Annotated in this window: 22 protein-coding genes; 15 read left to right on the top strand and 7 right to left on the bottom strand. The window is 61.7% G+C overall.

What is annotated here, in order from left to right:
- Nucleotides 1-75 precede the first annotated feature (75 nt).
- Both ppa and CH92_RS17730 read right to left on the bottom strand, forming a co-directional pair.
- Nucleotides 76-603, bottom strand: a complete 528-nt coding sequence (gene ppa, locus CH92_RS17735; protein ID WP_015275614.1) for an inorganic diphosphatase — start codon at nucleotides 601-603, stop codon at nucleotides 76-78.
- Between the two features lie 139 nt (nucleotides 604-742).
- Nucleotides 743-1,555 (bottom strand): zinc-dependent peptidase, encoded by an 813-nt coding sequence (locus CH92_RS17730; protein WP_025243102.1) that lies wholly within the window; start codon nucleotides 1,553-1,555, stop codon nucleotides 743-745.
- 141 nt (nucleotides 1,556-1,696) lie between these two features.
- Between CH92_RS17730 and CH92_RS17725 the strand changes: the two genes are divergently transcribed.
- Nucleotides 1,697-2,125, top strand: a complete 429-nt coding sequence (locus CH92_RS17725; RefSeq protein ID WP_025243101.1) for a RidA family protein — start codon at nucleotides 1,697-1,699, stop codon at nucleotides 2,123-2,125.
- 48 nt (nucleotides 2,126-2,173) lie between these two features.
- Here the strand turns inward: CH92_RS17725 and eutC are convergent, their stop codons facing one another.
- From eutC to exaC, 4 genes are all read right to left on the bottom strand, one after another.
- Nucleotides 2,174-2,989, bottom strand: a complete 816-nt coding sequence (gene eutC / locus CH92_RS17720; RefSeq protein WP_025243100.1) for an ethanolamine ammonia-lyase subunit EutC — start codon at nucleotides 2,987-2,989, stop codon at nucleotides 2,174-2,176.
- Between the two features lie 226 nt (nucleotides 2,990-3,215).
- Complete coding sequence (locus CH92_RS17715; protein ID WP_025243099.1) at nucleotides 3,216-4,610, bottom strand: ethanolamine ammonia-lyase subunit EutB; 1,395 nt, start codon at nucleotides 4,608-4,610, stop codon at nucleotides 3,216-3,218.
- 180 nt (nucleotides 4,611-4,790) lie between these two features.
- The gene (eat, locus tag CH92_RS17710; protein WP_025243098.1) at nucleotides 4,791-6,239 is read right to left on the bottom strand and encodes an ethanolamine permease; all 1,449 of its coding nucleotides are present in this window, start codon (nucleotides 6,237-6,239) and stop codon (nucleotides 4,791-4,793) included.
- A 161-nt stretch (nucleotides 6,240-6,400) separates the two neighbouring features.
- A complete protein-coding gene (gene exaC / locus CH92_RS17705; protein WP_025243097.1) occupies nucleotides 6,401-7,921 on the bottom strand; it encodes an acetaldehyde dehydrogenase ExaC in 1,521 nt (506 codons plus the stop codon).
- A gap of 204 nt (nucleotides 7,922-8,125) precedes the next feature.
- Between exaC and mpl the strand changes: the two genes are divergently transcribed.
- From mpl to CH92_RS17690, 3 genes are all read left to right on the top strand, one after another.
- Nucleotides 8,126-9,475 carry a UDP-N-acetylmuramate:L-alanyl-gamma-D-glutamyl-meso-diaminopimelate ligase gene (mpl, locus tag CH92_RS17700; RefSeq protein WP_025243096.1) on the top strand — a complete coding sequence of 450 codons (1,350 nt, stop codon included), beginning with the start codon at nucleotides 8,126-8,128 and terminating at the stop codon, nucleotides 9,473-9,475.
- Between the two features lie 299 nt (nucleotides 9,476-9,774).
- On the top strand, nucleotides 9,775-10,404 hold the full coding sequence (gene ubiX / locus CH92_RS17695) for a flavin prenyltransferase UbiX (RefSeq protein ID WP_025243095.1): 630 nt from the start codon (nucleotides 9,775-9,777) through the stop codon (nucleotides 10,402-10,404).
- 88 nt (nucleotides 10,405-10,492) lie between these two features.
- The gene (locus CH92_RS17690) at nucleotides 10,493-10,777 is read left to right on the top strand and encodes a YceK/YidQ family lipoprotein (protein ID WP_025243094.1); all 285 of its coding nucleotides are present in this window, start codon (nucleotides 10,493-10,495) and stop codon (nucleotides 10,775-10,777) included.
- Nucleotides 10,778-10,790: 13 nt separating this feature from the next.
- Here the strand turns inward: CH92_RS17690 and queG are convergent, their stop codons facing one another.
- A complete protein-coding gene (queG, locus tag CH92_RS17685) occupies nucleotides 10,791-11,888 on the bottom strand; it encodes a tRNA epoxyqueuosine(34) reductase QueG (protein WP_025243093.1) in 1,098 nt (365 codons plus the stop codon).
- Between the two features lie 187 nt (nucleotides 11,889-12,075).
- Between queG and CH92_RS17680 the strand changes: the two genes are divergently transcribed.
- The 11 genes from CH92_RS17680 to CH92_RS17630 all read left to right on the top strand — a co-directional run bounded on the left by CH92_RS17680 (nucleotide 12,076) and on the right by CH92_RS17630 (nucleotide 25,038).
- Nucleotides 12,076-13,569, top strand: coding sequence for a bifunctional ADP-dependent NAD(P)H-hydrate dehydratase/NAD(P)H-hydrate epimerase (locus CH92_RS17680; RefSeq protein WP_025243092.1), 1,494 nt, complete (start codon nucleotides 12,076-12,078; stop codon nucleotides 13,567-13,569).
- On the top strand, nucleotides 13,557-14,027 hold the full coding sequence (tsaE, locus tag CH92_RS17675) for a tRNA (adenosine(37)-N6)-threonylcarbamoyltransferase complex ATPase subunit type 1 TsaE (RefSeq protein ID WP_025243091.1): 471 nt from the start codon (nucleotides 13,557-13,559) through the stop codon (nucleotides 14,025-14,027). The genes CH92_RS17680 and tsaE overlap by 13 nt, the downstream gene beginning before the upstream one ends.
- Nucleotides 14,028-14,044: 17 nt before the next feature.
- Entirely contained in the window at nucleotides 14,045-15,460 is a 1,416-nt protein-coding gene (locus CH92_RS17670) for an N-acetylmuramoyl-L-alanine amidase (RefSeq protein WP_025243090.1), read from the top strand.
- Nucleotides 15,457-17,334 carry a DNA mismatch repair endonuclease MutL gene (gene mutL, locus CH92_RS17665; RefSeq protein ID WP_025243089.1) on the top strand — a complete coding sequence of 626 codons (1,878 nt, stop codon included), beginning with the start codon at nucleotides 15,457-15,459 and terminating at the stop codon, nucleotides 17,332-17,334. Before CH92_RS17670 ends, mutL begins: the two co-directional genes overlap by 4 nt.
- A 73-nt stretch (nucleotides 17,335-17,407) precedes the next feature.
- A complete protein-coding gene (miaA, locus tag CH92_RS17660; protein WP_025243088.1) occupies nucleotides 17,408-18,379 on the top strand; it encodes a tRNA (adenosine(37)-N6)-dimethylallyltransferase MiaA in 972 nt (323 codons plus the stop codon).
- Between the two features lie 90 nt (nucleotides 18,380-18,469).
- Nucleotides 18,470-18,724, top strand: a complete 255-nt coding sequence (gene hfq, locus CH92_RS17655) for an RNA chaperone Hfq (protein WP_021206763.1) — start codon at nucleotides 18,470-18,472, stop codon at nucleotides 18,722-18,724.
- A gap of 12 nt (nucleotides 18,725-18,736) precedes the next feature.
- On the top strand, nucleotides 18,737-20,038 hold the full coding sequence (gene hflX, locus CH92_RS17650; RefSeq protein ID WP_025243087.1) for a ribosome rescue GTPase HflX: 1,302 nt from the start codon (nucleotides 18,737-18,739) through the stop codon (nucleotides 20,036-20,038).
- Nucleotides 20,039-20,136: 98 nt separating this feature from the next.
- Complete coding sequence (hflK, locus tag CH92_RS17645; protein ID WP_025243086.1) at nucleotides 20,137-21,318, top strand: FtsH protease activity modulator HflK; 1,182 nt, start codon at nucleotides 20,137-20,139, stop codon at nucleotides 21,316-21,318.
- Entirely contained in the window at nucleotides 21,318-22,190 is an 873-nt protein-coding gene (gene hflC / locus CH92_RS17640) for a protease modulator HflC (RefSeq protein ID WP_025243085.1), read from the top strand. Before hflK ends, hflC begins: the two co-directional genes overlap by 1 nt.
- Before the next feature lie 278 nt (nucleotides 22,191-22,468).
- Nucleotides 22,469-23,656, top strand: coding sequence for an ATP phosphoribosyltransferase regulatory subunit (locus CH92_RS17635; RefSeq protein WP_025243084.1), 1,188 nt, complete (start codon nucleotides 22,469-22,471; stop codon nucleotides 23,654-23,656).
- An 86-nt stretch (nucleotides 23,657-23,742) separates the two neighbouring features.
- Entirely contained in the window at nucleotides 23,743-25,038 is a 1,296-nt protein-coding gene (locus CH92_RS17630) for an adenylosuccinate synthase (protein WP_025243083.1), read from the top strand.
- Nucleotides 25,039-25,070: the final 32 nt, after the last annotated feature.

The following is a 25,070-nucleotide window of genomic DNA, read 5'->3' as shown; positions in this document are numbered from 1 at the left end:
CGCAAACCTTATTCAGGACGGAATGTAGGCAATAAAAAAGCCGGCTTGTGGCCGGCTTTTCTTCAGTGCTTCGGCTTACTTCTGATAAGCCTCGGCAGCTTTGATGATGGCGGCGCGGGCGGCGTCGGCGCCTTCCCAGCCTTCGACCTTGACCCACTTGCCCTTCTCCAGATCCTTGTAGTTCTCGAAGAAGTGCTTGATCTGCTCGATCAGCAGCGGCGGCAGGTCGGTGTATTCCTTCACGTCCACATACAGCTGGCTCAGCTTGTCGTGCGGGACGGCGATCAGCTTGGCGTCGCCGCCGGCTTCGTCGGTCATGTTCAGTACGCCGACCGGACGGCAGCGGATGACGGAGCCTGGGGCAACCGGGTAGGGGGTCACGACCAGTACGTCGAGCGGGTCGCCGTCGTCGGCCAGGGTGTGCGGGATGAAACCGTAGTTGGCCGGATAGAACATTGGGGTGGCCATGAAGCGGTCGACGAACAGGCAGTCGGTGTCGTGATCGATTTCGTATTTGATCGGCGCGTGGTTGGCCGGGATTTCGATGGCGACGTAGATGTCGTTTGGCAGGTCTTTGCCGGCCGGGACTTTGCTGTAGCTCATGGACATTGCTCCGTGGTCGGCCGAAGCGGCCTGGGGCGAAAAAAGTGGGCCCGATTATAGGCGCACTGTCGGGCGTTTTGCCATGCCAGCGATGGCGGACCTTCGCGGCCAGGCAATGCGCGCATTCGACGGTCGGAAGTCAGTGAGGTTCCGCGTATTGCGGATGGCTGTCCTGTAGGCGCCGCAAGCGTGCCAGCGGATCCTGGCGATAGAAGGCGGCAAGCTGCTGATAGACGTCGGGGTAGGCGGCATGCAACAGGTCTGGCGCGGCGAAGAAGTACTCGCTGGTGACCGCAAAAAATTCAGCCGGATTCTCTGCCGCGTAGGGATCGATCAGGGTTTCGGCGTTTGGATCGGCATCCAGGGTGGTATTGAGCGAATCGTAGGCGCGCTGCATCGCGGTCGCCCAGTTGTCGATGCGCATGCTGCTGTGCAGCGGCGGCAAGCCGTTGGCGTCGCCGTTGAGCATGTCCAGCTTGTGCGCCAATTCGTGAATTACCAGGTTGTAGCCTTCCCAGTTGCCGCTTTCCTGGACACCTGGCAGCGCCAGGATCACTGGGCCTTGCAGCCAGGCCTCGCCGCTGTGCTCGCCGTCCCACTCATGCACCACGCCAGCCGAGTCGCGATGCTTCTGTGGGCTGTGGAAATCGCCTGGGTAGATAACGATCTCATGGAAGCCCTGATACCAGTTGAGGTCGGCCAGATGCAGCAGCGGCAGCTGGGCCTGGGCCGCCAATCGTAGGCGGTCTTCCATTTGCAGTTCGACGCCGGGGAGGGCGGTGATTCGCTTGGCATGCAAGAACAAGATGCTGCGCTGGCGGAGCCGCTCGGTTTCCTCGGCATTCAAGCCGTCGAGAATCGGCAGGCTGTCGAGCACGCGCTGCCAGATGGCGGGCTCGATGGCGAAGCGGGCGAGGATGCGCTTGCGGCGCCAATCGCGAAAAGACCACATGAAGATGCTTCCAGCCAGGGGCCTCAACCTTAAGCGGGGCGTAGGGCCTCGGCAAGCTGCCGTCGTAACCGCGTTGGCGCTCCGCTATGGTAAGAGGCAGAAGCGCTGGCGTTTCCTTGTGCTTAAGCTTGGAGGGATGTCATGACCGATCCAAAAACTTCATCCAGACCGACGCTGATCAATCCGCCTGGCCTGTACGACCCCACGCCAAATGGCTACTCCCATATAGCCGTCGTGCCAGCTGGCAATCGGTTGGCGTTCATTGCGGGGCAAGGCGGGGAGGCGGAGGACGGTCGGCTCTCGGACGATTTTCGTGAGCAGGTGCGACAGGCCATGGCCAATCTGCTGATAGCCATCGAAGCTGCAGGCGGTGAGCCGTCACAAGTCGCCAAATTTACGGTTTTGATCGTCGATCACAGTGAGCAGCGATTGGGCGTGCTCGGTGAGGAGCTCGAGCGGGCCTTCGGTGTGCAAATGAAGCCAGCCTGCACGCTGATTCCGGTGCCGCGGCTGGCGCTGGATGGAATGTTGTTCGAAATCGACGCGGTAGTGGTATTGCCGGAAGTCTGAAGCGGTCGCCCGGTGAGTCGGCTTGCGGCACATCGAAACGGCCGCGATTCAACTCAGTAGGAAGTTGCCAGTCTTCGGCGTGCCGTCGTCCAGGCTGAGCACTTCCGCTTCGTCCTTGAGGTTCACCCCGGAGAGCTGGCGGCGACAGGCTTCGCGCATCAGGTGGATCAGGCGGTGGGCGGCGAGGTTGTAGCTCAAGCCCTCCAGGCGGATGTTGGAGATGCAGTTGCGGTCGGCATCGGTGCGGCCGACTTTCGGTGCGTAGGTGAAGTACAGGCCGAGGCTGTCCGGCGAGCTCAGGCCGGGGCGTTCGCCCACGAGCATCACCACCATTTTCGCCTTGAGCCGCTCACCGACCTCGTCGCCCAGCGCGACGCGGCTTTGTTGCACCAGGCAGATCGGCGCGAGGCTCCAACCGTCCTTTTCGATCTGCTCCTCGATGCGCTGGAGCAAGGGCAGGGCGTGACGTTGCACGGCGAGTGCGGACAGGCCGTCGGCGATGACGATGGCCAGGTCGTAGCCTGCCGCGTATTGCTGCGCATGATCATTTACCCGCTGGGCCGAATCGTCGCTCAATCGCCGCCCCAGATCCGGCCGCTGCAAATAGGTGTCGCGGTCCGGGGCGGCGCTGTGCAACAGCAGGATGCGATGGCCACACTGTTCAAGTTGCGCGGCCAGGTCTTCGGTATCGAGCGCTAGATGCACGGCATCGCGGGCCTGGGCATGTGCGAACTGGAAATCCAGCTGAGCGTCCGTAGGCAGGCTGGCCCCGGCGCGGCCGAGAGCAATGCGGGCCGGAGTGAGCTGGCGCAGGTGAGCCCAGGGATTGGTGACGGTGGTCGGGGGTGGAGCACGCGTGCTCATTTCAGTTGCTCCGTTTTGTCTTCCGCGCAAGCAGCGCAGGGGTCTGCCGAAGCGGCGGCCTGATGTAATGAGGCTGAGTTTAGAGCTGTTAGGTGTTCTTGGTCGCCAGCCTGCTGGCACCTAAAGAAAACAGGCCGTGCCGCACCTGTCCGAGCCAGCTTGCTGGCGATTCCATGCAAGCAACCCGCCGAATCTGTAACCGAGAGCCCGTTACGCGGATACGGCGTCATGCCATTCGCTCCAGAGCCTGACGGAAGGCCGGTGGAAGTTGACTGCCCATGTGTAAGCGGCCGCCGTCCTGGCGCAGGATGTCCATCTTTGCCAGCCATGCCTCGAATTCCGGTGCGGGTCTGAGGCCCAGGCTCTGGCGCAGGTACAGGGCATCGTGAAACGAGGTGGTCTGGTAGTTGAGCATTACGTCGTCCGAGCCGGGGATGCCCATGATGAAGTTGATGCCAGCAGTGCCGAGCAGGGTGAGCAGTACATCCATGTCGTCCTGATCGGCTTCAGCGTGGTTGGTGTAGCAGATGTCGCAACCCATGGGCACGCCGAGCAGCTTGGCGCAAAAGTGATCTTCCAGCCCGGCGCGGATGATCTGCTTGCCGTTGTAAAGATATTCCGGGCCGATGAAACCGACCACGGTATTGACCAGCAGTGGCTTGAACTTGCGCGCCACGGCATAGGCGCGGGCCTCGCAGGTCTGCTGGTCGACGCCATGGTGTGCGTTGGCCGACAAAGCGCTGCCCTGGCCCGTTTCGAAGTACATCAGGTTGTCCCCGACCGTGCCGCGCTTCTGCGACAGGCCGGCCTCGTAGCCTTCCTGCAACACCGCCAGGTTGATGCCGAAGCTGGTATTGGCCGCTTCGGTGCCGGCGATGGACTGAAACACCAGGTCCAGCGGCGCGCCACGGTTGATCGCCTCGATGGAGGTGGTGACGTGGGTGAGGATGCAGCCTTGGGTCGGGATTTCGTAACGCTGGATGATGGCGTCGAGCATTTTCAGCAGCTCGCAGATGCCGCTGGTGCTGTCGGTGGCCGGGTTGATGCCGATCACCGCATCCCCGTTGCCGTAGAGCAAGCCGTCGACAATGCTCGCGGCGATGCCGGCGGCCTCGTCGGTGGGGTGGTTGGGTTGCAGGCGAGTGGACATGCGTCCACGCAGGCCGATGGTATTGCGAAAGCGGCTGACCACGCGGACTTTTTGCGCAACCAGGATCAGGTCCTGCACGCGCATGATCTTCGATACCGCGGCGACCATTTCAGGCGTCAGCCCCGGTGCCAGTGCTTTCAGTGCAGCCTCATCGGCAGCATCGCCCAGCAACCAGTTTCGGAAATCGCCGACGGTCAGGTGACTGACCGGGGCGAAGGCTTCGGCGTCGTGGCCGTCGATGATCAGGCGGGTGACTTCATCGGTTTCATAAGGGATCAGCGCTTCGTCGAGAAAGCGCTTGAGCGGGATTTGCGCCAGGCACATCTGCGCGGCGACGCGCTCGGCATCGCTGGCCGCCGCGACTTCAGCGAGAAAATCGCCGGAGCGCGCCGGACTGGCTTTGGCCATGACCTCACGCAGGCTGTCGAAGCGCCAGGTCGTGCCGCCTACGCTGTGAATGTATCCCGCCATGCTCCGTCTCCCGTAGCAGGTCCTGAACATCACCTGCATTGGCGTTACTGCGTTGAAAGCAGTCTCATTTGCGAGCCAGTCGACATGCTCATTTCCAACATAAGCTCGTACGCGAACCCGGCCTGCTTCAGTCAGCCAATGATGTGCACGGTTCGGTGGGCTAAAGCCCACCCTACTAAACTACTTCAACGTCGCTTCGGCATTCTCGATCGCCGCAAACTCTTCTTCCGGCGTACCGGCCACTAGATGGTGCCGGCTGTAGAAGGCGAAGTAGGCGATAAATATCCCGTAGATCACCACGGCGGCGATCACCACCCGTGGGTCGACCAAGAATCCGGCGACCACCGCGATGCAGGCCAGCACCAGCGCCCCGCCGGAGGTCAGCACGCCGCCGGGTGTCTTGTACGGGCGATGCAGATCCGGACGGCGCATGCGCAGGACGATATGCGAGGCCATCATCAGCACGTAGGAGATGGTCGCACCGAACACCGCCACCAGGATCAATAGATCGCCCTGGCCGGTCAGCGAGAGCAGAAAGCCGATGATGCCCGGAATCACCAGTGCCATGACCGGCGCCTTGTTCTTGTTGGTCAGCGACAGCTTGCGCGGGAGGTAGCCTGCCCGCGACAGCGCGAAGATCTGCCGGGAATAGGCGTAGATGATCGAGAAGAAGCTGGCGATCAGCCCAGCCAGACCCACCAGGTTGACGAAGCCGCTCATCCAGGTCGACGACCCGTAGGCGGTGGTCAGCGCTTCGACCAGCGGATTGCCGGATTCGACCATGGTGCTGGAACCCGCGCCACCGGGGCCGACCAGCAGGATCAGCCCAGCGAAGGCGGCCAGAATGAGCATGGCGCCGATCAGCCCACGGGGCATGTCGCGCTGCGGATTTTTGGTCTCCTCGGCCGCCAGCGGCACGCCTTCGACCGCGAGAAAGAACCAGATTGCATAGGGAATCGCCGCCCAGATGCCGACGTAACCGTAGGGCAGGAAACTGCTGGCGCCAGCGGCGGTGGTCGGTGCGATGTCCAGCAGCTTGTCGACCGAGAAGTGCGGCACCATCGCCACGATGAACACACCCAGCGCCAGCGCCGCGATTGCGGTAATGACGAACATCAGCTTCAACGCCTCGCCGACACCAAATATGTGGATGCCGATGAAGATGATGTAGAACGCGAGGTAAATCGCCCAACCACCAATGCCGAATAGCGACTCGCAATAGGCGCCGATAAACACCGCGATGGCGGCCGGCGCGATGGCATATTCGATGAGGATCGCCGTGCCGGTGAGGAAGCCGCCCAGCGGGCCGAAGGCGCTACGGGCGAAGCCATAACCGCCGCCCGCGGTGGGAATCATTGAGGAGAGTTCGGCGAGCGAGAAGCACATGCACAGGTACATGGTCGCCATCAGCAATGTGGCGATGAACAGTCCGCCCCAGCCCCCCTGGGCTAGGCCGAAGTTCCACCCGGCATAGTCGCCGGAGATCACGTAGGCAACGCCCAGGCCCACCAGCAGGACCCACCCGGCGGCGCCTTTCTTCAGTTCGCGTTCCTTGAAATAGGTGCTGCCAACTGCTTCGAAATCGATGGCGTGTGTCGGGGGTGTCGCACTGCTGTGTTCGAGAGCCATGGGAATCATCCTCTGATGGGTTCGGGTACGGCAGGATCGTTAAAGCAAGCGCTGTGCCTTCGAGCTGTCTTGAGCGTTTCCAAGGCTATTGGGAAGGGAAAGGAGCAACGGGTGCCCCAACCCGACGCCTTGCAGCGCGGGCGGGCACCTTTTCAGGGCTGCTAGAAGAATCCCAGTGGATTGATGTCGTAGCTCACCAAGAGGTTTTTGGTCTGCTGGTAGTGGTCAAGAATCATCTTGTGCGTCTCGCGGCCGACGCCGGACTTCTTGTAGCCGCCGAACGCCGCGTGGGCGGGATAGAGGTGGTAACAGTTGGTCCACACACGTCCGGCCTTGATCGCCCGGCCCATGCGGTAGGCGCGGTTGATGTCGCGGGTCCAGACGCCGGCACCCAGCCCATACTCGGTGTCGTTGGCGATGGCCAGGGCTTCGGCTTCGTCCTTGAAGGTGGTCACGCCGATCACCGGGCCGAATATTTCCTCCTGGAACACACGCATCTTGTTCGTGCCCTTAAGGAGCGTCGGCTGGATGTAGTATCCGGTAGCGAGCGAGCCTTCGAGCTTCTCCACGCCGCCCCCGGTGAGCACTTCGGCGCCTTCCTGCTTGGCGATCTCCAGGTAGGACATGATCTTGTCGAACTGCTGCTGGCTGGCCTGGGCGCCGACCATTGTGTCGGTATCCAGTGGGTCACCGCGCTTGATCTGCGAGACCTTCTTCATCACCGCTTCCATGAAGGGGCCGTAGATCGACTCCTGTACCAGCGCCCGCGATGGGCAGGTGCAAACTTCACCCTGGTTGAAGAAGCCCAGGACCAGACCCTCGGCGGCTTTCTCGATGAAGGTCGGCTCGGCTTGCATGATGTCTTCGAAGTAGATATTTGGGCTCTTGCCGCCCAGCTCCACGGTGCTCGGGATGATGCTCTCAGCGGCGCGCTTCATGATGTGCGAGCCCACCGGGGTGGAGCCGGTGAAAGCGATCTTGGCGATGCGCTTGCTGCTCGCCAGGGCCTCGCCGGCTTCACGACCATAGCCCTGGACGATGTTGAGCACGCCGGGTGGCAGCAGGTCGCCAACGACTTCCATCAGTACGGCGATGCCCAGCGGCGTCTGCTCGGCGGGTTTCAACACGACACAGTTGCCTGCAGCCAGCGCCGGGGCGAGCTTCCACGCGGCCATCAGAATCGGGAAATTCCACGGGATGATCTGTCCGACCACGCCCAGTGGCTCGTGGAAATGGTAGGACGCGGTGTGTTCATCGATCTCGGCGCTGGTGCCTTCCTGGGCGCGGATGCAGCCGGCGAAGTAGCGGAAGTGATCGGCGGCCAACGGGATGTCGGCATTCAACGTCTCGCGCACGGCTTTGCCGTTGTCCCAGGTTTCGGTGATGGCGAGCATTTCGAGGTTTTGCTCGATGCGATCGGCGATCTTCAGCAGGACAAGCGAGCGCGCCTGCGCGCTGGTCTTGCCCCAGGCATCGGCGGCGGCATGGGCAGCGTCGAGGGCCTTTTCGATATCGGCGGCGTCGGAACGGGGGAATTCGGCGATGGGCTGGCCGTTGACCGGGGACAGGTTGGTGAAGTACTGGCCGTTGACCGGCTCGACGAACTCACCGTTGATGTAATTGCCGTAACGGGACTTGAAGGAAACGACAGCGCCTTCGCTGCCGGGATGGGCGTAACGCATGGTGAGTCTCCAGAACTTGTAATTGTGTGGGACTGCTGTGATTCAGCGTAGAACAAAGCCCGTTCGTCGGCAGGGTAGGCGACGTGCGGTGTCGGGGCTTGCAGGCGAGTGCTGTGCTAATCTGCGCCGCAGTTTTCGACGCCGATTCGCGTGGCTGTGCCGCCTGCTCCGATCGGTTGGCGCAGCGCTTTTCAGAGGTCATTCATGCACATTCATATTCTCGGCATCTGCGGCACTTTTATGGGTTCGCTGGCGGTGCTGGCCAAGGAACTCGGCCACCGCGTCACCGGCTCCGACGCCAACGTCTATCCCCCCATGAGCACCCAGCTCGAAGCTCAGGGCATCGAGCTGACTCAGGGTTACGAACCCAGCCAGCTCGAACCGGCGCCGGACCTTGTGGTGATCGGCAACGCGTTGTCGCGTGGCAACCCGGCCGTGGAGTACGTGCTGAACAAAGGCCTGCCCTATGTCTCCGGCCCGCAGTGGTTGGCCGATCACGTCCTTCAAGGGCGCTGGGTGTTGGCCGCTGCCGGCACTCATGGCAAGACAACCACCAGCAGCATGCTCGCCTGGGTACTGGAACACGCCGGCATGAGCCCGGGCTTCCTCATCGGCGGTGTGCCGCAGAACTTCGGCATCTCGGCACGCCTGGGCGGCACGCCGTTCTTCGTGGTCGAGGCGGACGAATACGACAGCGCCTTCTTCGACAAGCGCAGCAAGTTCGTTCACTACCGCCCGCGCACGGCGATCCTGAACAATCTCGAGTTCGACCACGCCGATATCTTCCCAGACCTCGCCGCGATCGAACGACAGTTCCACCATCTGGTGCGCACCGTGCCCAGCGAAGGCCTGATCATTCATCCCGAGTCTGAAACGGCGCTCAAGCGCGTGATCGGCATGGGCTGCTGGACGCCCGTGCAGACCACCGGCGACGGCGGGCAATGGCAGGCCAAGCTGCTAAGTGCCGACGGCTCGCGCTTCGAAGTGATTTTTGAAGGCGCCGTGCAGGGCGTGGTCGACTGGGAATTGACCGGCCTGCACAACGTCAACAATGCCCTGGCGACGCTCGCCGCGGCACGTCATGTCGGCGTATTGCCGAAGCAGGGCGCCGAGGCGCTGAGCGAATTTCGCAGCGTCAAGCGGCGCATGGAGAAGGTCGCCGAGGTCAACGGCGTGACCATCTATGACGACTTTGCACATCACCCGACGGCCATCGCCACCACGCTGGATGGTTTGCGCAAACGCGTCGGTGATACGCCCATCATTGCCGTGGTCGAGCCGCGTTCCAACTCGATGAAGCTCGGCGCGCACCGTGAAGGCCTGGCCGACTCGGTGGCGCTGGCCGACCAGGCTATCTGGTATGCGCCGGCCAATCTCGGCTGGGACCTGGCTGCTACTGTGGCCGGCTCGCCGGTGGAGACGACTGTTTGCGATTCGCTGGAAGCGATCATCACCAAGGTCAAAGCCGATGCCACGCCGGGCACCCAAGTGGTGGTGATGAGCAATGGCGGTTTTGGTGGGCTGCACGTCAAGCTGGCCAAGGCTTTGAGCTGATCGCTCAAGGTGGAAAACGCTTCGCGGTTATCCACCCCACGTAGGGTGGAAATCGCCGAAGGCATTTCCACGCGTAAGGTTGCGACGGTAAAAGCGCCAACATCGGGTAACGGTGAAAACGCTTCGCGATTCTCCACCCACGAGTTTAGGAATACGGCGAATTTGTTTTCAAAGCGTCGCGAGCAAAGCTTAGGCAAGGCGAAACCTTGCGAGAAAGCGGAGCCTGCTGGCGCAAGTGAGCATTTCGAGTAAGGTTTCAACGCAGCATAAGCAAGCGCAGCAGCTTTGGGAGCAAATGCATGAGCGGACCGGAACGCATCACCTTGGCCATGACCGGCGCCTCCGGCGCGCAGTACGGCCTGCGCCTGCTCGATTGCCTGATCCAGGAAGATCGCGAGGTGCACTTCCTGATCTCCAAGGCCGCGCAGCTGGTGATGGCCACCGAGACCGATGTTGTGCTGCCGGCCAAACCCCAGGCCATGCAGGCGTTTCTTTCCGAATACACCGGCGCGGCGGCGGGGCAGATCCGCGTGTTCGCCAAGGAAGACTGGATGGCACCCCCGGCTTCGGGCTCTGGCGCGCCGACCGCGATGGTAGTGCTGCCCTGTTCGACCGGCACCCTGTCGGCCATCGCCACGGGGGCCTGTAACAATCTGATCGAGCGCGCGGCGGACGTTGCGTTGAAAGAGCGTCGCCAACTGATCCTGGTCCCGCGTGAAGCGCCGTATTCGAGCATCCATCTGGAGAACATGCTCAAGCTGTCGAATCTCGGCGTGACCATCCTGCCGGCATCACCCGGCTTCTATCATCAGCCGCAGACCATTGATGATCTGGTGGATTTCGTCGTCGCGCGGATCCTCAACCTGCTAAATATCCCGCAGGACATGCTGCCGCGTTGGGGCGAGCACCATATCGTCAGCGACGACTGAACATGACGGCGTAGGGTGGTGAACGCAGCGATATGCGTTCGATGACCTGGTGTGACGGCCAAACGGGGCACTAATGAAACGATCGGCCATGCGACTCTATCTGACCTTGCTGGCAGTCTCGCTCCTCTCCGGCTGCGCCACGGTGCGCACCCTAGATGCCGCCAAGCCTGGCGCACCCATCGTCTATTCGGGCACTCGCCTGGACTGGTACAGCCTCAATGGTGGTTGCTGCCCACTCGACCGTTTCGGTGCGACGGCGCCCAAGCATGCGGCGTTCGATCTACCAGCGAGTCTGTTGCTCGACACGCTGTTGCTACCGCTCTCGCTCGCGGCCGTGCTCGGGCTGGGGTTGAACGTGCAGGGCGGTCTCTGACGATCGCGCTCGCTCAGGAAAGAGGCGCCGCGACAAGCGCCTCAGTCTGGCGGGCTTCATGCTGCGCCAGTGCCCACTCGACGTGTTCGCGTACGAGCTCCGAAGGGTCGTCGCGGCGCGCCTGCAGCGCTTCAAGCACGGGGATGCTCGACGGTGCATTGCCCAGCCCCACGGCGAGATTGCGCAACCAGCTCTGATACCCCGTCCGCCGCAGTGGCGAGCCTTCGGTGCGACTGAGAAATTCCTCTTCGGTCCAGCGAAACAGCACTGCCAGTTCGGCGTTGTCGAGGCTGTGGCGGGGCTGGAAGTCGGTCTGCTCGGTCGGTTTGGCGAAGCGATTCCAGGGGCAGACCATCTGGCAGTCGTCGCAACCGAACACCCGATTGCCGATCTTCGACCGCAGCTCGATCGGGATCGAGCCCTTCAGCTCGATGGTGAGGTAGGAAATGCAGCGCCGCGCATCGAGCAAGCGCTCGCCGACGAAGGCTTCGGTCGGGCAGATGTCCAGGCAGGCGTGGCAGCTGCCACAGTGGTCGCGCGCAGTGGGCTCGTCGACCGGCAGATCGATGTCGACGAACAATTCGCCGAGGAAGAACCAGCTGCCGGCCTTGCGGTTGAGAACCAGTGTGTTCTTGCCGATCCAGCCGAGGCCGGCCTGCTGCGCCACGGCTTTTTCCAGTACCGGTGCGCTGTCGACGAAGGCGCGGAAGCCGAAGGGGCCTATGACTTGCTGAATGCGTTCGGCCAGCTGCTGCAGACGCTTGCGGATCAGCTTGTGGTAGTCGCGTCCCAATGCGTAACGCGAGACGTAGGCCTTCTCCGGGTGCGCCAGCTGCTCGGCCATGCGCGTGTCGCCCGGCAGGTAATCCATGCGCAGCGACACCACCCGCAACGTGCCCGGCACCAGTTGCTCCGGGTGGGAACGTTTGCTGCCATGGGCAGCCATATAGTCCATCTCGCCGTGATAGCCGGCCGCCAGCCAACGCTCGAGGTGCGCCTCGTGCTCGCCCAGGTCGACACCGGTGATGCCGACCTGCTGAAAGCCGAGCTCGCGGCCCCACTCCTTGATGGAGTCAGCAAGTGCGACGGGGTCGAGAGTGGTACTGGACATGGCTTCGGTTGTCGGGCGTTACGGCATGTGATGGGTAGCTGATGTTCGGTTCGGTGCGGTGGCTGTTACAGCTGCCGCGCTGTGCGCCCCTGAGGTGGTGACATCCATGTTGTCCGCCGTCGACGCGCTGCGGGCGGCCAGGCAGGCGCATGCGTATAATTCTGCCAGATATTCGCTCGGGTGATTCATGTCCCAGACCACCGATACACTCCCCAACCGTCTTTACTCGGCCGCCCAGGTGCGTGAACTCGACGCTCGGCTGATCGCCGCCGGTACGCCCGGTTTCGAACTGATGCAGCGCGCCGCCCACGCAGGCTGGCGCGCTTTGCGCCGCCATTGGCCGGATAGCCAAGAAGTCACCGTGCTGGCCGGGCGCGGTAATAACGCTGGAGACGGGTATCTGATCGCAGCACTGGCGCAGCGTGCCGGTCGTCAGGTTCAGGTTATCGCAGTGGGTGACCCCCTCCAGCTGCAGGGCGATGCTGCCAGCGCCTTCAATGAAGCACAGGCAGCCGGCGTGCGGGTGACTCCCTGGTCGTCTGGCGCCGAGCTGCACGGCGTGCTGGTCGATGCGCTGCTTGGCACCGGTATCACTGGCGAGGTGCGCGAGCCCTACGCAAGCGCCATTCGCGCCATGAACAAAAGTGCGCTACCGATCCTCGCGGTCGATTTGCCGTCGGGGTTATGTGCCGACACCGGGTGTCTGCTGGGCGAGGTGGTGCGTGCCGAACTGACCGTGACGTTCATTGGCCTCAAGCTCGGCCTGTTTACCGGAGAGGGGCCGGACCGGATCGGCGCGCTGGTCTTCGATGACCTACAGGCCGATGCCCAGGCGATCGAGCAGAATGCGTACGCCGCAGTGCGTTTGTCCGAAGCGGGTCTGCCCAAGCTCGCGCCCCGTTCCCCGACTGCTCATAAAGGCAGCTTGGGTCAGGTGTTAGTGATCGGCGGCGACCTTGGTACTGGTGGTGCCGCTTTGCTGACGGCCGAGGCGGCACTGCGCTGCGGGGCCGGCATGGTGACCCTGGCCACGCGCCCGGAGCACGTCACCGCCGCGCTGGTGCGACGCCCGGAGATCATGTGCAGCGGCGTCGAGTCCACGTATGCGTTGACGGGGCTGACTCAGCGCGCTGATGTGTTGGTGATCGGGCCAGGCCTGGGGCAGGCGCCGTGGGGGCGCAGTTTGCTGTCGCTGGCCCCGCAGTGCCGCGTCCCTCAAGTGTGGGATGCCGATGCGCTGAATCTTCTGGCGACTGGCGCGGTCGAGTTGCCGAGCGATTGCCTGCTGACGCCGCACCCAGGCGAGGCCGCACGGTTGTTGGGCATCGCACAGGTCCAAGCCGACAGGCCGGGCGCGGCGCGTGCCCTGGCTGCTCGTTTTGATTGCGCGGTGCTGCTCAAGGGTGCTGGCACCCTAATCGCCGATCGTGATGGACGCTTGGCGCTGTGTGATCGCGGCCACCCGGCGATGGCCAGCGCCGGCCTCGGTGATGTGCTGGCTGGTGTCGCCGGCGCGCTGCTGGCGCAGGGTCTGCAACCTTACGATGCGGCGTGCCTCTCGGTCTGGCTGCACGCCACGGCCGGTCACCGCCTTGGTCAGCAGGGCCGAGGCCTTGCCGCCGCTGACCTGATCCCGACCATCCGCCAATTGCTCGAGGAACATTCGCCATGCCTGACGTGACGCTCATTGCTCCAGACGAAGACGCCATGCTGGCGCTGGGTGCGCGTATCGCCCAGGCGACCGGCGGTCGGGGCGTGATCTACCTGCATGGTGATCTCGGCGCAGGCAAGACGACGTTGTCACGCGGGCTGATTCGCGGTTTTGGTCATGAGGGTAAGGTCAAAAGCCCGACCTTTACCTTGGTCGAACCCTACGAAACGCCGGCCGCACGCGTCTTTCATTTCGACCTGTACCGGCTCGTCGATCCGGAAGAACTGGAATTTTTAGGCATTCGCGACTATTTCGAAGGGGACGCCTTGTGCCTGGTAGAGTGGCCAGAACGTGGCGCCGGCATTTTGCCAAAGGCCGACCTGGACATTACCATTACGCCCCAAGGCGCTGGCCGCTCGCTGCGTCTTACGCCACGAGGCGAACGTGGAGTTGGCTGGTGTTCTGTCCTGACCATCGGTAATCAATGAATAACATGGGGTTGGGTATGCGCATGCGCGCGCTGGTAAGTGGTTTGGCATTGATGCTCGCGGCCCTGCAGGCCCTGGCTGCTTCCGACGTGCAGAGCGTACGTTTGTGGCGGGCGCCGGATAATACGCGCCTGGTATTCGATCTCTCCGGTCCGGTAAAGCACAACGTTTTCACCCTGACGGCGCCGGACCGCATCGTGATCGACGTCGATGGCGGCAATCTGCCCAAACCGTTCGAGCAGTTGCCATTGGAGAGCACCCCGATTTCCGGCCTGCGTGCGGCCAAGTACGATGCCGATACGTTGCGGGTGGTGATCGACCTCTCTTCCCATGTGACACCCAAGAGTTTTACCCTGACCCCGAATCAGCAGTACGGTCATCGGCTTGTGGTCGATCTGTACGATGAGGGCGCAGACCCGTCCACTACCGCAGACGTTCCGGCGACGACCACGCCAAGCACGCCCGCGGCCCCCGTATCACCGACGTTACCTACGTTGAGCCTTCCGTCACTCCCAAGCAGCAAGCGTGACATCGTGATTGCCATCGACGCGGGTCATGGTGGTGAGGATCCGGGAGCGATCGGCCCGGGCAAAATCTACGAGAAAAACGTGGTGCTGCAGATCGCCAAGGAATTGCAGCGCCAGATCAATGCCGAAAAGGGCTTCCACGCCGAACTGGTGCGTACGGGCGACTACTTCATTCCATTGCGCAAGCGCACCGAGATAGCGCGCAAGAAGGGCGCGGATCTGTTCGTCTCGATCCACGCCGACGCGGCGCCTCGCTCATCCGCCTACGGCGCCTCGGTATTCGCGCTGTCGGATCGCGGCGCCACCTCGGAAACCGCACGCTGGTTGGCTGACAGCGAGAACCGTTCGGACCTGATCGGCGGCGCCGGTAATGTCAGTCTGGGAGACAAGGATCAGATGCTCGCTGGCGTGTTGCTGGATCTGTCGATGACGGCCTCGCTCTCATCCAGCCTCAATATCGGACAGAAAGTCTTGAGCAACATGGGGCGTATCACGCCGTTGCACAAACGCCGAGTGGAGCAGGCCGGCTTCATGGTGCTGAAGTCACCGGATATTCCTTCGATCCTGGTGGAAACCGGCTTCATCTCCAACCCGTCCGAAGCACGCAAACTGCAAACCTCCGCTCATCAACAATCGCTGGCACGCTCGATTCGCAGCGGTGTACGACAGTTCTTCCAGGAAAACCCGCCGCCCGGCACCTATATCGCCTGGATGCGTGATTCCGGCAAGATCGCCAGTGCGCCCCGCGAACACGTGGTTCGTTCCGGTGAAAGTCTGGCGCTGCTTGCCGAGCGTTATCAGATCAGCCTGCCGGCGCTGCGCAATGCAAACAGCCTGAAGAGCGACGTGATAAAGATCGGTCAGACCTTGAAGATTCCAGCCACCACCCTAGCGGCGCAGCCATGACTGAGGCGGCGCGCATCCAGCTGCTCAATCCGCGGCTGGCGAACCAGATTGCGGCGGGGGAAGTCGTCGAACGGCCCGCTTCGGTCATCAAGGAGCTGCTGGAGAACAGCCTCGATTCGGGCGCCTCGCGTATTGAGGTGGATATCGAACAAGGCGGGGTGAAACTGCTTCGCGTACGTGACGATGGCTGTGGAATTGCCGCCGAGGACTTGCCGCTGGCGCTGGCTCGGCACGCGACCAGTAAGATTCGCGATCTTGAAGACCTGGAGCGGGTGATGAGCCTGGGTTTTCGGGGCGAGGCGCTGGCATCGATCAGTTCGGTGTCGCGGTTGACGCTCACTTCTCGCACTTCCGATGCCGCTGAGGCCTGGCAGGTCGAAACCGAGGGTCGGGACATGGAGGCTCGCGTCCAGCCGGCAGCTCATCCGGTCGGTACGTCCGTCGAGGTGCGCGACCTGTTCTTCAATACGCCCGCCCGTCGCAAGTTCCTGCGCACCGAGAAGACCGAATTCGACCATTTGCAGGAAGTGATCAAGCGACTGGCTTTGGCGCGCTTCGATGTGGCCTTCCATCTGCGCCACAACGGCAAAGTGGTGCTTGCCCTGCATCAATCCCGCGATGCCGCTGCGCGAGCGCGGCGTGTAGCGTCAGTATGCGGTCCGGCCTTTCTCGAGCAGGCGTTGCCCGTGGAAATCGAGCGCAACGGATTGCATCTGTGGGGCTGGGTCGGTCTGCCGACGTTTTCTCGCAGCCAGGCGGATCTGCAGTATTTCTACGTCAACGGACGTATGGTCCGTGACAAACTGGTCGCCCACGCCGTGCGCCAGGCGTACCGCGATGTGCTGTTCAATGGCCGTCACCCGACCTTCGTGCTGTTCCTCGACGTCGATCCGGCGGTGGTGGACGTCAATGTTCACCCGACCAAGCACGAGGTGCGTTTTCGCGATAACCGCATGGTGCATGACTTCCTGTACGGTACGCTGCACCGCGCGCTGGGTGACGTGCGTCCGGAAGATCAGCTCGCCGCGCCGGCCAGCGTTGCGCCGGTCACCCAGGCAAGGGGACTGGCTGGCGGAGAGTTCGCCGGGCAGAACGAGATGAGTCTCGCGGCCAGCGTGCTCGAGCAGCCGCAGGGCGAACAGCCTGCTTGGCGGGTGGGCGGTGCCGGCTATCAGGCACCCCGGCAAATGCCGGTGGGGAATGTTGCCGAAGCCCAGGGCGCCTATCGGGAATTCTTTTCGCCACTGGCCGAAGTCGGTCCGGCGGCGTTGCCGGAGAGTCAGCAGGATATTCCGCCGCTGGGCTATGCGCTGGCCCAGCTCAAGGGCATCTATATCCTTGCGGAGAATGCGCAGGGGCTGGTGCTGGTGGATATGCACGCCGCTCACGAGCGGATCATGTATGAGCGGCTGAAAACCGCGATGGCCAGTGAAGGTTTGCGAGGGCAACCGTTATTGGTGCCCGAGTCGATCGCGGTCGCCCAGCGAGAGGCGGACTGTGCCGAGGAGCATGCTCACTGGTTCAAGATGCTCGGGTTCGAGCTGCAGCGCCTGGGGCCGGAAAGCCTGGCGATCCGCCAGATTCCTTCGTTGCTCAAGCAAGCCGAAGCGACGCGACTGGTTCAGGATGTGCTTGCCGACCTGCTTGAATACGGCACCAGTGACCGCATTCAAGCGCATCTCAACGAATTGTTGGGCACGATGGCTTGTCACGGAGCGGTTCGAGCCAACCGCCGCCTCACCCTGCCGGAGATGAATGGTCTGTTGCGCGATATGGAGCAGACCGAGCGCAGCGGTCAATGCAATCATGGTCGCCCGACCTGGACCCAGATGGGTATGAGTGATCTGGACAAGCTGTTCCTCAGGGGGCGGTAAGTTCTATTCGCCAGCCTCGCCATCACACCGGTTGCGCGTTGCGTAGCCGAATCACCTGCCTCTCGAGCTCTCGATGTCCCGACTGCCTCCCGCCATTTTCCTCATGGGCCCTACTGCCGCAGGCAAGACCGACCTGGCAATAGAGCTTGCCAAGCAGTTGCCCTGTGATCTGATCAGCGTGGATTCGGCGTTGGTGTATCGGGGCATGGATATCGGTACCGCCAAGCCTTCGGCCGAGCTGCTGCGGGCATTTCCGCACCGGTTGATCGATATCCGTGATCCGGCGCAAAGCTACTCGGCGGCTGATTTTGTCGGTGACGCACTGGCTGCGATGGCGGAAATTGTCGCGGCTGGGCGCATCCCGCTGCTAGTTGGCGGCACCATGCTCTATTTCAAAGCGTTGAGCGAAGGCCTCGCCGATATGCCCGCTGCCAACGCATCGGTGCGCACCGAGCTGGAAGCGCAGGCGGAGGTGGAGGGGCTGGCGGCGCTTCATCGGCAGTTGGCAAAAGTCGACCCGGAGTCGGCGGCGCGGATTCATCCCAACGACCCTCAGCGTCTGATCAGGGCGCTGGAGGTCTACCGGGTCAGCGGTATCAACATGAGTGAGCACCGCGCCCGACAAAGGTTGCAAAAAGCTGGAGCAGGCACGCCAGACGGCTGCGTCTTGCCTTATACTGTCGCGCAGTTGTCCGTTGCGCCCGCGCAGCGGCAGGTCTTGCATCAGCGTATCGAACAACGCTTCGTGGCGATGGTTGAACAGGGCTTTGTCGAGGAGGTCGAAACCCTTCGTAGGCGTGGCGATCTACATCCCGAACTGCCTTCCATGCGTGCCGTAGGCTATCGTCAGGTCTGGAGTTATCTGGACGGTGCCTATTCGCGAGAGGAAATGGTTCAGCGCGGCGTCATCGCAACCCGGCAACTGGCCAAGCGTCAATTGACATGGTTGCGGGGGTGGGAGGGGGTTCACTGGTTGGAAAGCTCGGCCTGCGACAATCTGCCGCGAGCATTGAAATACTTGAAGACGCTCACCATATTGAGCTGACACTGTAATTTGACCGGCTATTCTCAGATCTCTGATCGGCCGTGTTTGATTCTAAAAATTAATGAAAAGATCCTTTAAGGAGTGCGGCACATGTCAAAAGGGCATTCGCTACAAGACCCTTACCTGAACACTTTGCGTAAGGAACGCGTTCCGGTTTCCATCTACTTGGTCAACGGTATCAAGCTCCAGGGTCAGATCGAGTCATTCGACCAATTCGTCATCCTCTTGAAGAATACTGTCAGTCAGATGGTATACAAGCATGCTATTTCGACCGTTGTTCCCGGCCGTCCGGTGCGTCTGCCGGCAGCTGGCGATGCGGAGCAGTCCGAGTCGGGTAACGACTAAAGGGGGCCTTCATTGTTCTTCGAACGTCCCGGTGGTGGTGAGCGGGCTATCCTGGTTCATCTGGATGGTCAGGATCCAGCGGCGCGTGAAGACCCTCAGGAGTTTCGGGAGCTGGCACGGTCAGCAGGCGCCGAAACTGTCGGTTTCGTCAATGTAGCCAAGCATCAACCTTCCGCCAGGTTTCTAATCGGCAGCGGCAAGGTTGAAGAGCTGCACGATCTCGTCAAGGATGGCGAGGTCGAGTTGGTCATCTTCAATCACACACTTACTCCCAGTCAGGAGCGCAATCTCGAGCGTGCGCTCGAATGCCGTGTGCTCGATCGAACCGGTCTTATTCTGGATATCTTCGCCCAGCGTGCGCGTACGCATGAAGGCAAGCTGCAGGTCGAGCTGGCCCAGCTGGAGCATATGAGCACGCGTCTGGTGCGTGGCTGGACTCACCTTGAGCGGCAGAAAGGTGGCATCGGTCTGCGGGGGCCGGGCGAGACCCAGCTGGAAACGGACCGGCGCTTGTTGCGCGTGCGGATCCGTCAGATCAAGCAGCGTCTGGAAAAGGTTCGCGGTCAACGTGAGCAGGCTAGACGGGGTCGCCGCCGCGCCGACATTCCGCTGATATCCCTTGTGGGCTATACGAACGCCGGCAAGTCCACGCTGTTCAATGCGCTAACTGAATCCGATGTTTATGCGGCCAATCAGCTATTCGCCACGCTCGATCCGACGTTGCGTCGTCTCGAGTTGGGCGACCTGGGGCCGGTGGTGCTAGCCGATACGGTGGGCTTCATTCGCCACTTGCCTCACAAACTGGTCGAATCTTTCCGAGCCACGCTTGAAGAGTCGAGCAATGCTGATTTGCTCCTGCATGTCATCGACGCGCACGAACCCGAGCGGGATCAACAGATTGAGCAGGTGCTGGCGGTGCTGACCGAAATCGGCGCACACGAGCTGCCGATTCTGGAGGTCTACAACAAGATCGATCTGCTAGAGGGTATTGAGCCGCAGATCCAGCGCAACGCCGACGGTGTGCCGCAGCGGGTCTGGGTATCGGCACAGCAGGGGCTGGGCCTCGACTTGGTGAAACAGGCCGTCGCGGAGTTGCTTGGCAATGATCTGTTCGTGGGCACGCTTCGACTTCCGCAGCGTCTTGGGCGGCTGCGGGCGCAATTGTTTGACTTGGGAGCGGTGCAATCCGAGTCCCATGACGAAGAGGGTGGCAGCCTGCTTGACGTGCGATTACAGCGAGTCGAGCTGCACCGCCTCATCAGTCGTGCAGGTCTTGAGGCGGAGCAGTTTTTCGAACAACACACTTTGCAATAAAGCTCGGGGGGCTTTTGAGCCGTTCGTTCCGGGCTTTCGGTAGCATTGGCGGGCGTGCCGTCTGGTGCGTCTTTAGCTTTATTTGAATGGAGAGCGCTATGGCTTGGAATGAGCCGGGTGGCAACTCGAACAACCAGGATCCCTGGGGTAGCGGTGGCGGTGGTCGTCGCGGCGGTGGCGATCAGAAAGGTCCGCCGGACCTGGATGAAGCTTTCCGTAAATTACAGGACAGCCTCAACGGCATGTTCGGTGGCAGGAAGCGCGGGGGCGGTTCGTCAGGTGGCGGCACCGGTCGGCGTGGCGGTTTCGGGCTGGTCTGGATCGGCCTGGTGCTGCTGCTTGCCGTCTGGCTGTTCAATGCGATCTATATCGTCGATGAGCAGGAGCAGGCGGTGGTATTGCGCTTCGGCAAGTACCACGAAACCGTAGGGCCGGGTCTGAACATTTATTTCCCGCCGTTTGATCGTAAGTTTCAGGCTAACGTCACCCGTGAGCGTTCCTACAGCAAGCAGGGGCAGATGCTTACCGAGGACGAGAACATCATCGAAGTGCCATTGACCGTGCAATACAAGATCAGCGATCTGCAGGCCTTTGTACTTAATGTTGAAGATCCGGAAGCATCTTTGCAGCACGCGACCGACAGTGCCGTGCGTCACGTGGTGGGCTCGACTGCCATGGATCAGGTGCTGACCGAGGGTCGTGAGGCCATGGCGGGTGAGGTAAAAGAGCGCCTGCAGCGTTTCCTCGATAATTACGGCACCGGCATCATCGTCACTCAGGTCAACCTGCAAAGCGCGGCGGCCCCGCGTGAAGTGCAGGAAGCCTTTGACGACGTGATCCGTGCGCGTGAAGACGAGCAGCGCGAAAAGAATCAGGCCGAGTCCTACGCCAACGGCGTCATTCCTGAAGCGCGCGGCCAGGCCCAGCGAATGCTGGAAGAGGCGAGCGGCTACCGCGATGCGGTGATCTCACGTGCTCAGGGTGAGGCGGATCGATTCTCCAAGTTGGTTGCCGAATACCGCAAGGCGCCGGACGTGACGCGCGAACGTCTGTATCTCGAGACCATGCAGGAAGTCATGGGCAATACCAGCAAGGTCCTCGTGACCGGCGAGAGTGGGCAGAACAACCTGCTCTATTTGCCCTTGGACAAGATGATCAACAGTCGAGGGGCTACCTCCGAGCGTTCTGCCGCGACGTCCGCTTCGGGCGCTTCGACTCAAACCACACGACTGCCCCCGGAGTTGGATCCGCGTGAAGTGCGTACAAGGGAGGTCCGCTAATGAGCAATAAATCCCTGACCGCCCTGATTGTGGGTGTGGTGCTTGCGATCGTGCTGTGGAATAGCTTCTACATCGTCTCGCAGACCGAGCGTGCGGTGATGCTGCGCTTCGGCCGCATCGTCGAACCCGATGTAAAGCCGGGTCTGCACTTGAAGATTCCTTACGTGAACAGCGTGCGCAAGTTCGATGCGCGCCTGATGACGCTCGATACCAGTACGGCGCGTTTTCTGACACTTGAGAAGAAAGCGCTGATGGTCGACTCCTACGCCAAGTGGCGAGTGGATGATGCCGAGCGCTTCTACACCGCAACTTCAGGCATGAAGCAGATCGCCGATGAGCGACTGGCGCGGCGCCTGGAGGCTGCGTTGCGAGATCAGTTTGGTAAGCGAACCCTGCACGAGTCGGTGTCGGGTCAGCGCGACGAACTGATGAGTCTGGTGACCAACAGCTTGAACCGCGCGGCTCAGCAAGAGCTCGGTATCGAAGTGGTCGATGTTCGCGTCAAGGGTATCGATCTTCCTCGCGAAGTGAACCGCAGCGTATTCGAGCGCATGAGCTCCGAGCGGGAACGTGAAGCGCGTGAGCATCGGGCGAAAGGTAAGGAATTGGCTGAAGGCATTCGTGCCGATGCTGATCGTCAGCGTCGCGTGCTGCTTGCCGAAGCGTTCCGCGAGGCTGAAGAACTGCGCGGTGATGGCGATGCGCAGGCGGCGGCTATTTATGCGGCGGCGTACGGCCAGGATCGGGAGTTCTACTCCTTCCACCGCAGCCTGCAGGCCTATCGCGAGAGCTTCGCCAACAAGGAAGACGTGTTGGTACTGGATCCCAAGAGCGATTTCTTCCGCTATCTGGAATCCTCGACGGCGCAGTAACCAAGAGGTCGCCCGGGGGACGATACTGTCCACCGGGTGACCCGTTGGCGAAACATTGTTATGATCCGCGAGCCGGGGAGAGCCCGGCTTTTTTGCGTCTGCGCCCCAGTGGAAAGCAGATGGACCCGTGCATGGTTAGCCATGCGGATCCCCTTGCGGGGCATGGCGCTGTCGCCATGGTTCGAACACAATCGCACGCGACCGATGGGCGGCTCAGGCTGTAGCCCCGGTGTTCGTCTGCTTGACTAGGCTTGCCGTATCGAGAGGTGATTGGCGAAATGGCAACGGTAGACCGCTGGCTCCTGCCAGATGGCATCGAAGAGGTGCTGCCGCCCGAGGCGGCGCGTATCGAGACCGCGCGACGTCGCGTGCTGGACCTGTTCCAGCGCTGGGGCTACGAGTTGGTCATTACTCCTCATGTGGAGTTTCTCGAGTCACTGCTCACTGGAGCGGGACAGGATCTTGATCTCAAGACGTTCAAGGTTATCGATCCGTTATCGGGCCGGCAGATGGGCTTGCGCGCCGATATCACACCGCAGGTGGCGCGTGTGGATGCACATACCTTGCGCCGCGAAGGGCCCAGCCGCTTGTGCTACGCCGGCAGCGTGCTACATGCCAAGCCGCAGGCGCTCGCGACTTCGCGCAGCCCGATCCAGCTAGGTGCCGAGCTTTATGGTGACAGCAGCACTTCCAGCGATCTCGAGGTGATCAGCTTGATGCTGGAAACCCTCGGTCTTGCCGATGTGCCTGATGTGCATATGGACCTGGGGCACGTGGGCATCTATCGCGGACTGGCGCGTGCGGCGGGTCTGTCCGGGGATGTCGAGCAGCGCCTGTTCGATGCGCTACAGCGTAAGGCGATGGGCGAAATCGCGGCTTTGACCGCCGATGTGACGCCTGCGCTCGCAAACATGCTGCGCGCGCTGGCGCGACTCTGTGGTGGGCGTGAGGCGCTGGATGCTGCGCGTGCTGCGCTGGCTGATGCGCCAGTTGTGGTACGCGAAGCGCTCGAATGTCTTGTTCAGATCGCCGACCAGCTAGCGGTGCGGTATCCGGATATCCCGCTGTATTTCGATCTGGGCGAGCTGCGAGGCTATCACTATCACACCGGGGTGGTGTTTGCGGTGTTCGTACCGGGTGTCGGCCAGTCGATTGCTCAGGGCGGCCGTTATGACGATATTGGTGCGGATTTCGGGCGGGCGCGGCCGGCGACCGGCTTTTCGACGGATTTGAAGACATTGGTCAGCTTGGGTAATGCGCAGCTCGTGACCCCAGCCGTGGGTATATGGGCGCCGTACAGCACCGATCCTTCGCTATGGCAGGCGATCTGCCGTCTGCGCGAGCAGGGTGAGCGCGTTGTGCAGGCACTTGACGGTCAGCAAGGCGACGTTGCGATAAGCGTCGCCTGCGACCGGCAGCTAGTGTTGCACGAAGGTTCCTGGGCGGTGACGCCGCTGGCTCGTTGATGCGGGCTGCGCAAAATACGCCAGGCAGGTTTTCCAGATTTTTTCGCCGGTCGTAACCGGTATGCTTCGCCAAGAGGACAAGGTTTATGGGTAAGAATGTCGTGGTCCTGGGCACCCAATGGGGTGATGAGGGCAAGGGCAAGATCGTCGATCTGCTAACCGACCAGGCGGCGGCCGTGGTGCGTTTCCAGGGTGGCCATAATGCGGGGCACACCTTGGTCATCGACGGCGAAAAAACCGTTCTGCATCTGATCCCCTCCGGCATTTTGCGTGAAAACGTGCAGTGTCTGATTGGTAACGGTGTGGTCGTGGCGCCGGACGCGTTGATGCGTGAGATTACCAAGCTGGAAGAAAAGGGCGTACCGGTACGTGAGCGTTTGCGTATTAGTCCTGCCTGTACGCTGATCCTGCCGTATCACGTTGCGCTGGATCAGGCGCGTGAAGCGTCGCGCTCCGAAGGCAAAATCGGCACCACAGGCCGTGGTATCGGTCCGGCGTACGAGGACAAGGTGGCTCGTCGCGGGCTGCGTATCGGCGACCTGTTCAATCCCGAGCGCTTTGCCGTTAAGCTGCGTGAGCTGCTCGAGTATCACAACTTCATCCTGCAGAATTTCTACAAGGTCGAGCCCGTCGATTTCCAGAAGACGCTGGACGAAGCGCTTGGTTATGCTGAAATACTCAAGCCGATGATGACAGACGTGTCGGCTCGCCTGCATGAGCTGCGCAAGCAGGGCGCGCGCATCATGTTCGAAGGTGCTCAAGGCTCGTTGCTGGATATCGACCACGGTACCTATCCGTACGTCACCAGCTCCAGCACCACGGCTGGCGGCACGGCTACGGGTTCCGGTTTCGGGCCGCTGTACCTGGACTATATTCTTGGTATTACCAAGGCCTACACGACTCGTGTCGGTTCCGGCCCGTTTCCGACGGAGCTGTTCGATGAGGTGGGTGCGCGTCTGGCGGAGCGTGGTCACGAGTTCGGCTCTACGACTGGACGGGCACGGCGTTGCGGCTGGTTTGATGCGGTCATTCTGCGTCGCGCCATCGAAATCAATAGCGTGTCGGGCATCTGCCTGACCAAGCTGGATGTACTCGATGGGTTGGAGACCATTCGACTCTGCGTCGCATACAAGGATCACAACGGCGAAATGCTGGTCGATGCGCCGACCGATGCTGACAGTTATCAGGGCCTGCAGCCGGTTTACGAAGAGCTGCCGGGCTGGTCTGAATCCACGGTTGGCTTGAAGTCGCTGGAGGAGCTGCCAGCCAATGCTCGCGCTTACATCAAGCGCATTGAAGAGTTGGTCGAAGCGCCGATCGATATCATTTCGACCGGCCCGGATCGTAACGAGACAATCGTGCTGCGCCACCCGTACGCCTGATCGTAACCGTTGAACAAAAGACCGCCGTTGGG

The organism is Stutzerimonas stutzeri (assembly GCF_000590475.1).
GTDB classification, from domain to species: Bacteria; Pseudomonadota; Gammaproteobacteria; order Pseudomonadales; family Pseudomonadaceae; genus Stutzerimonas; species Stutzerimonas stutzeri_D.
This window is presented reverse-complemented; position numbering and strand designations above follow the sequence as displayed.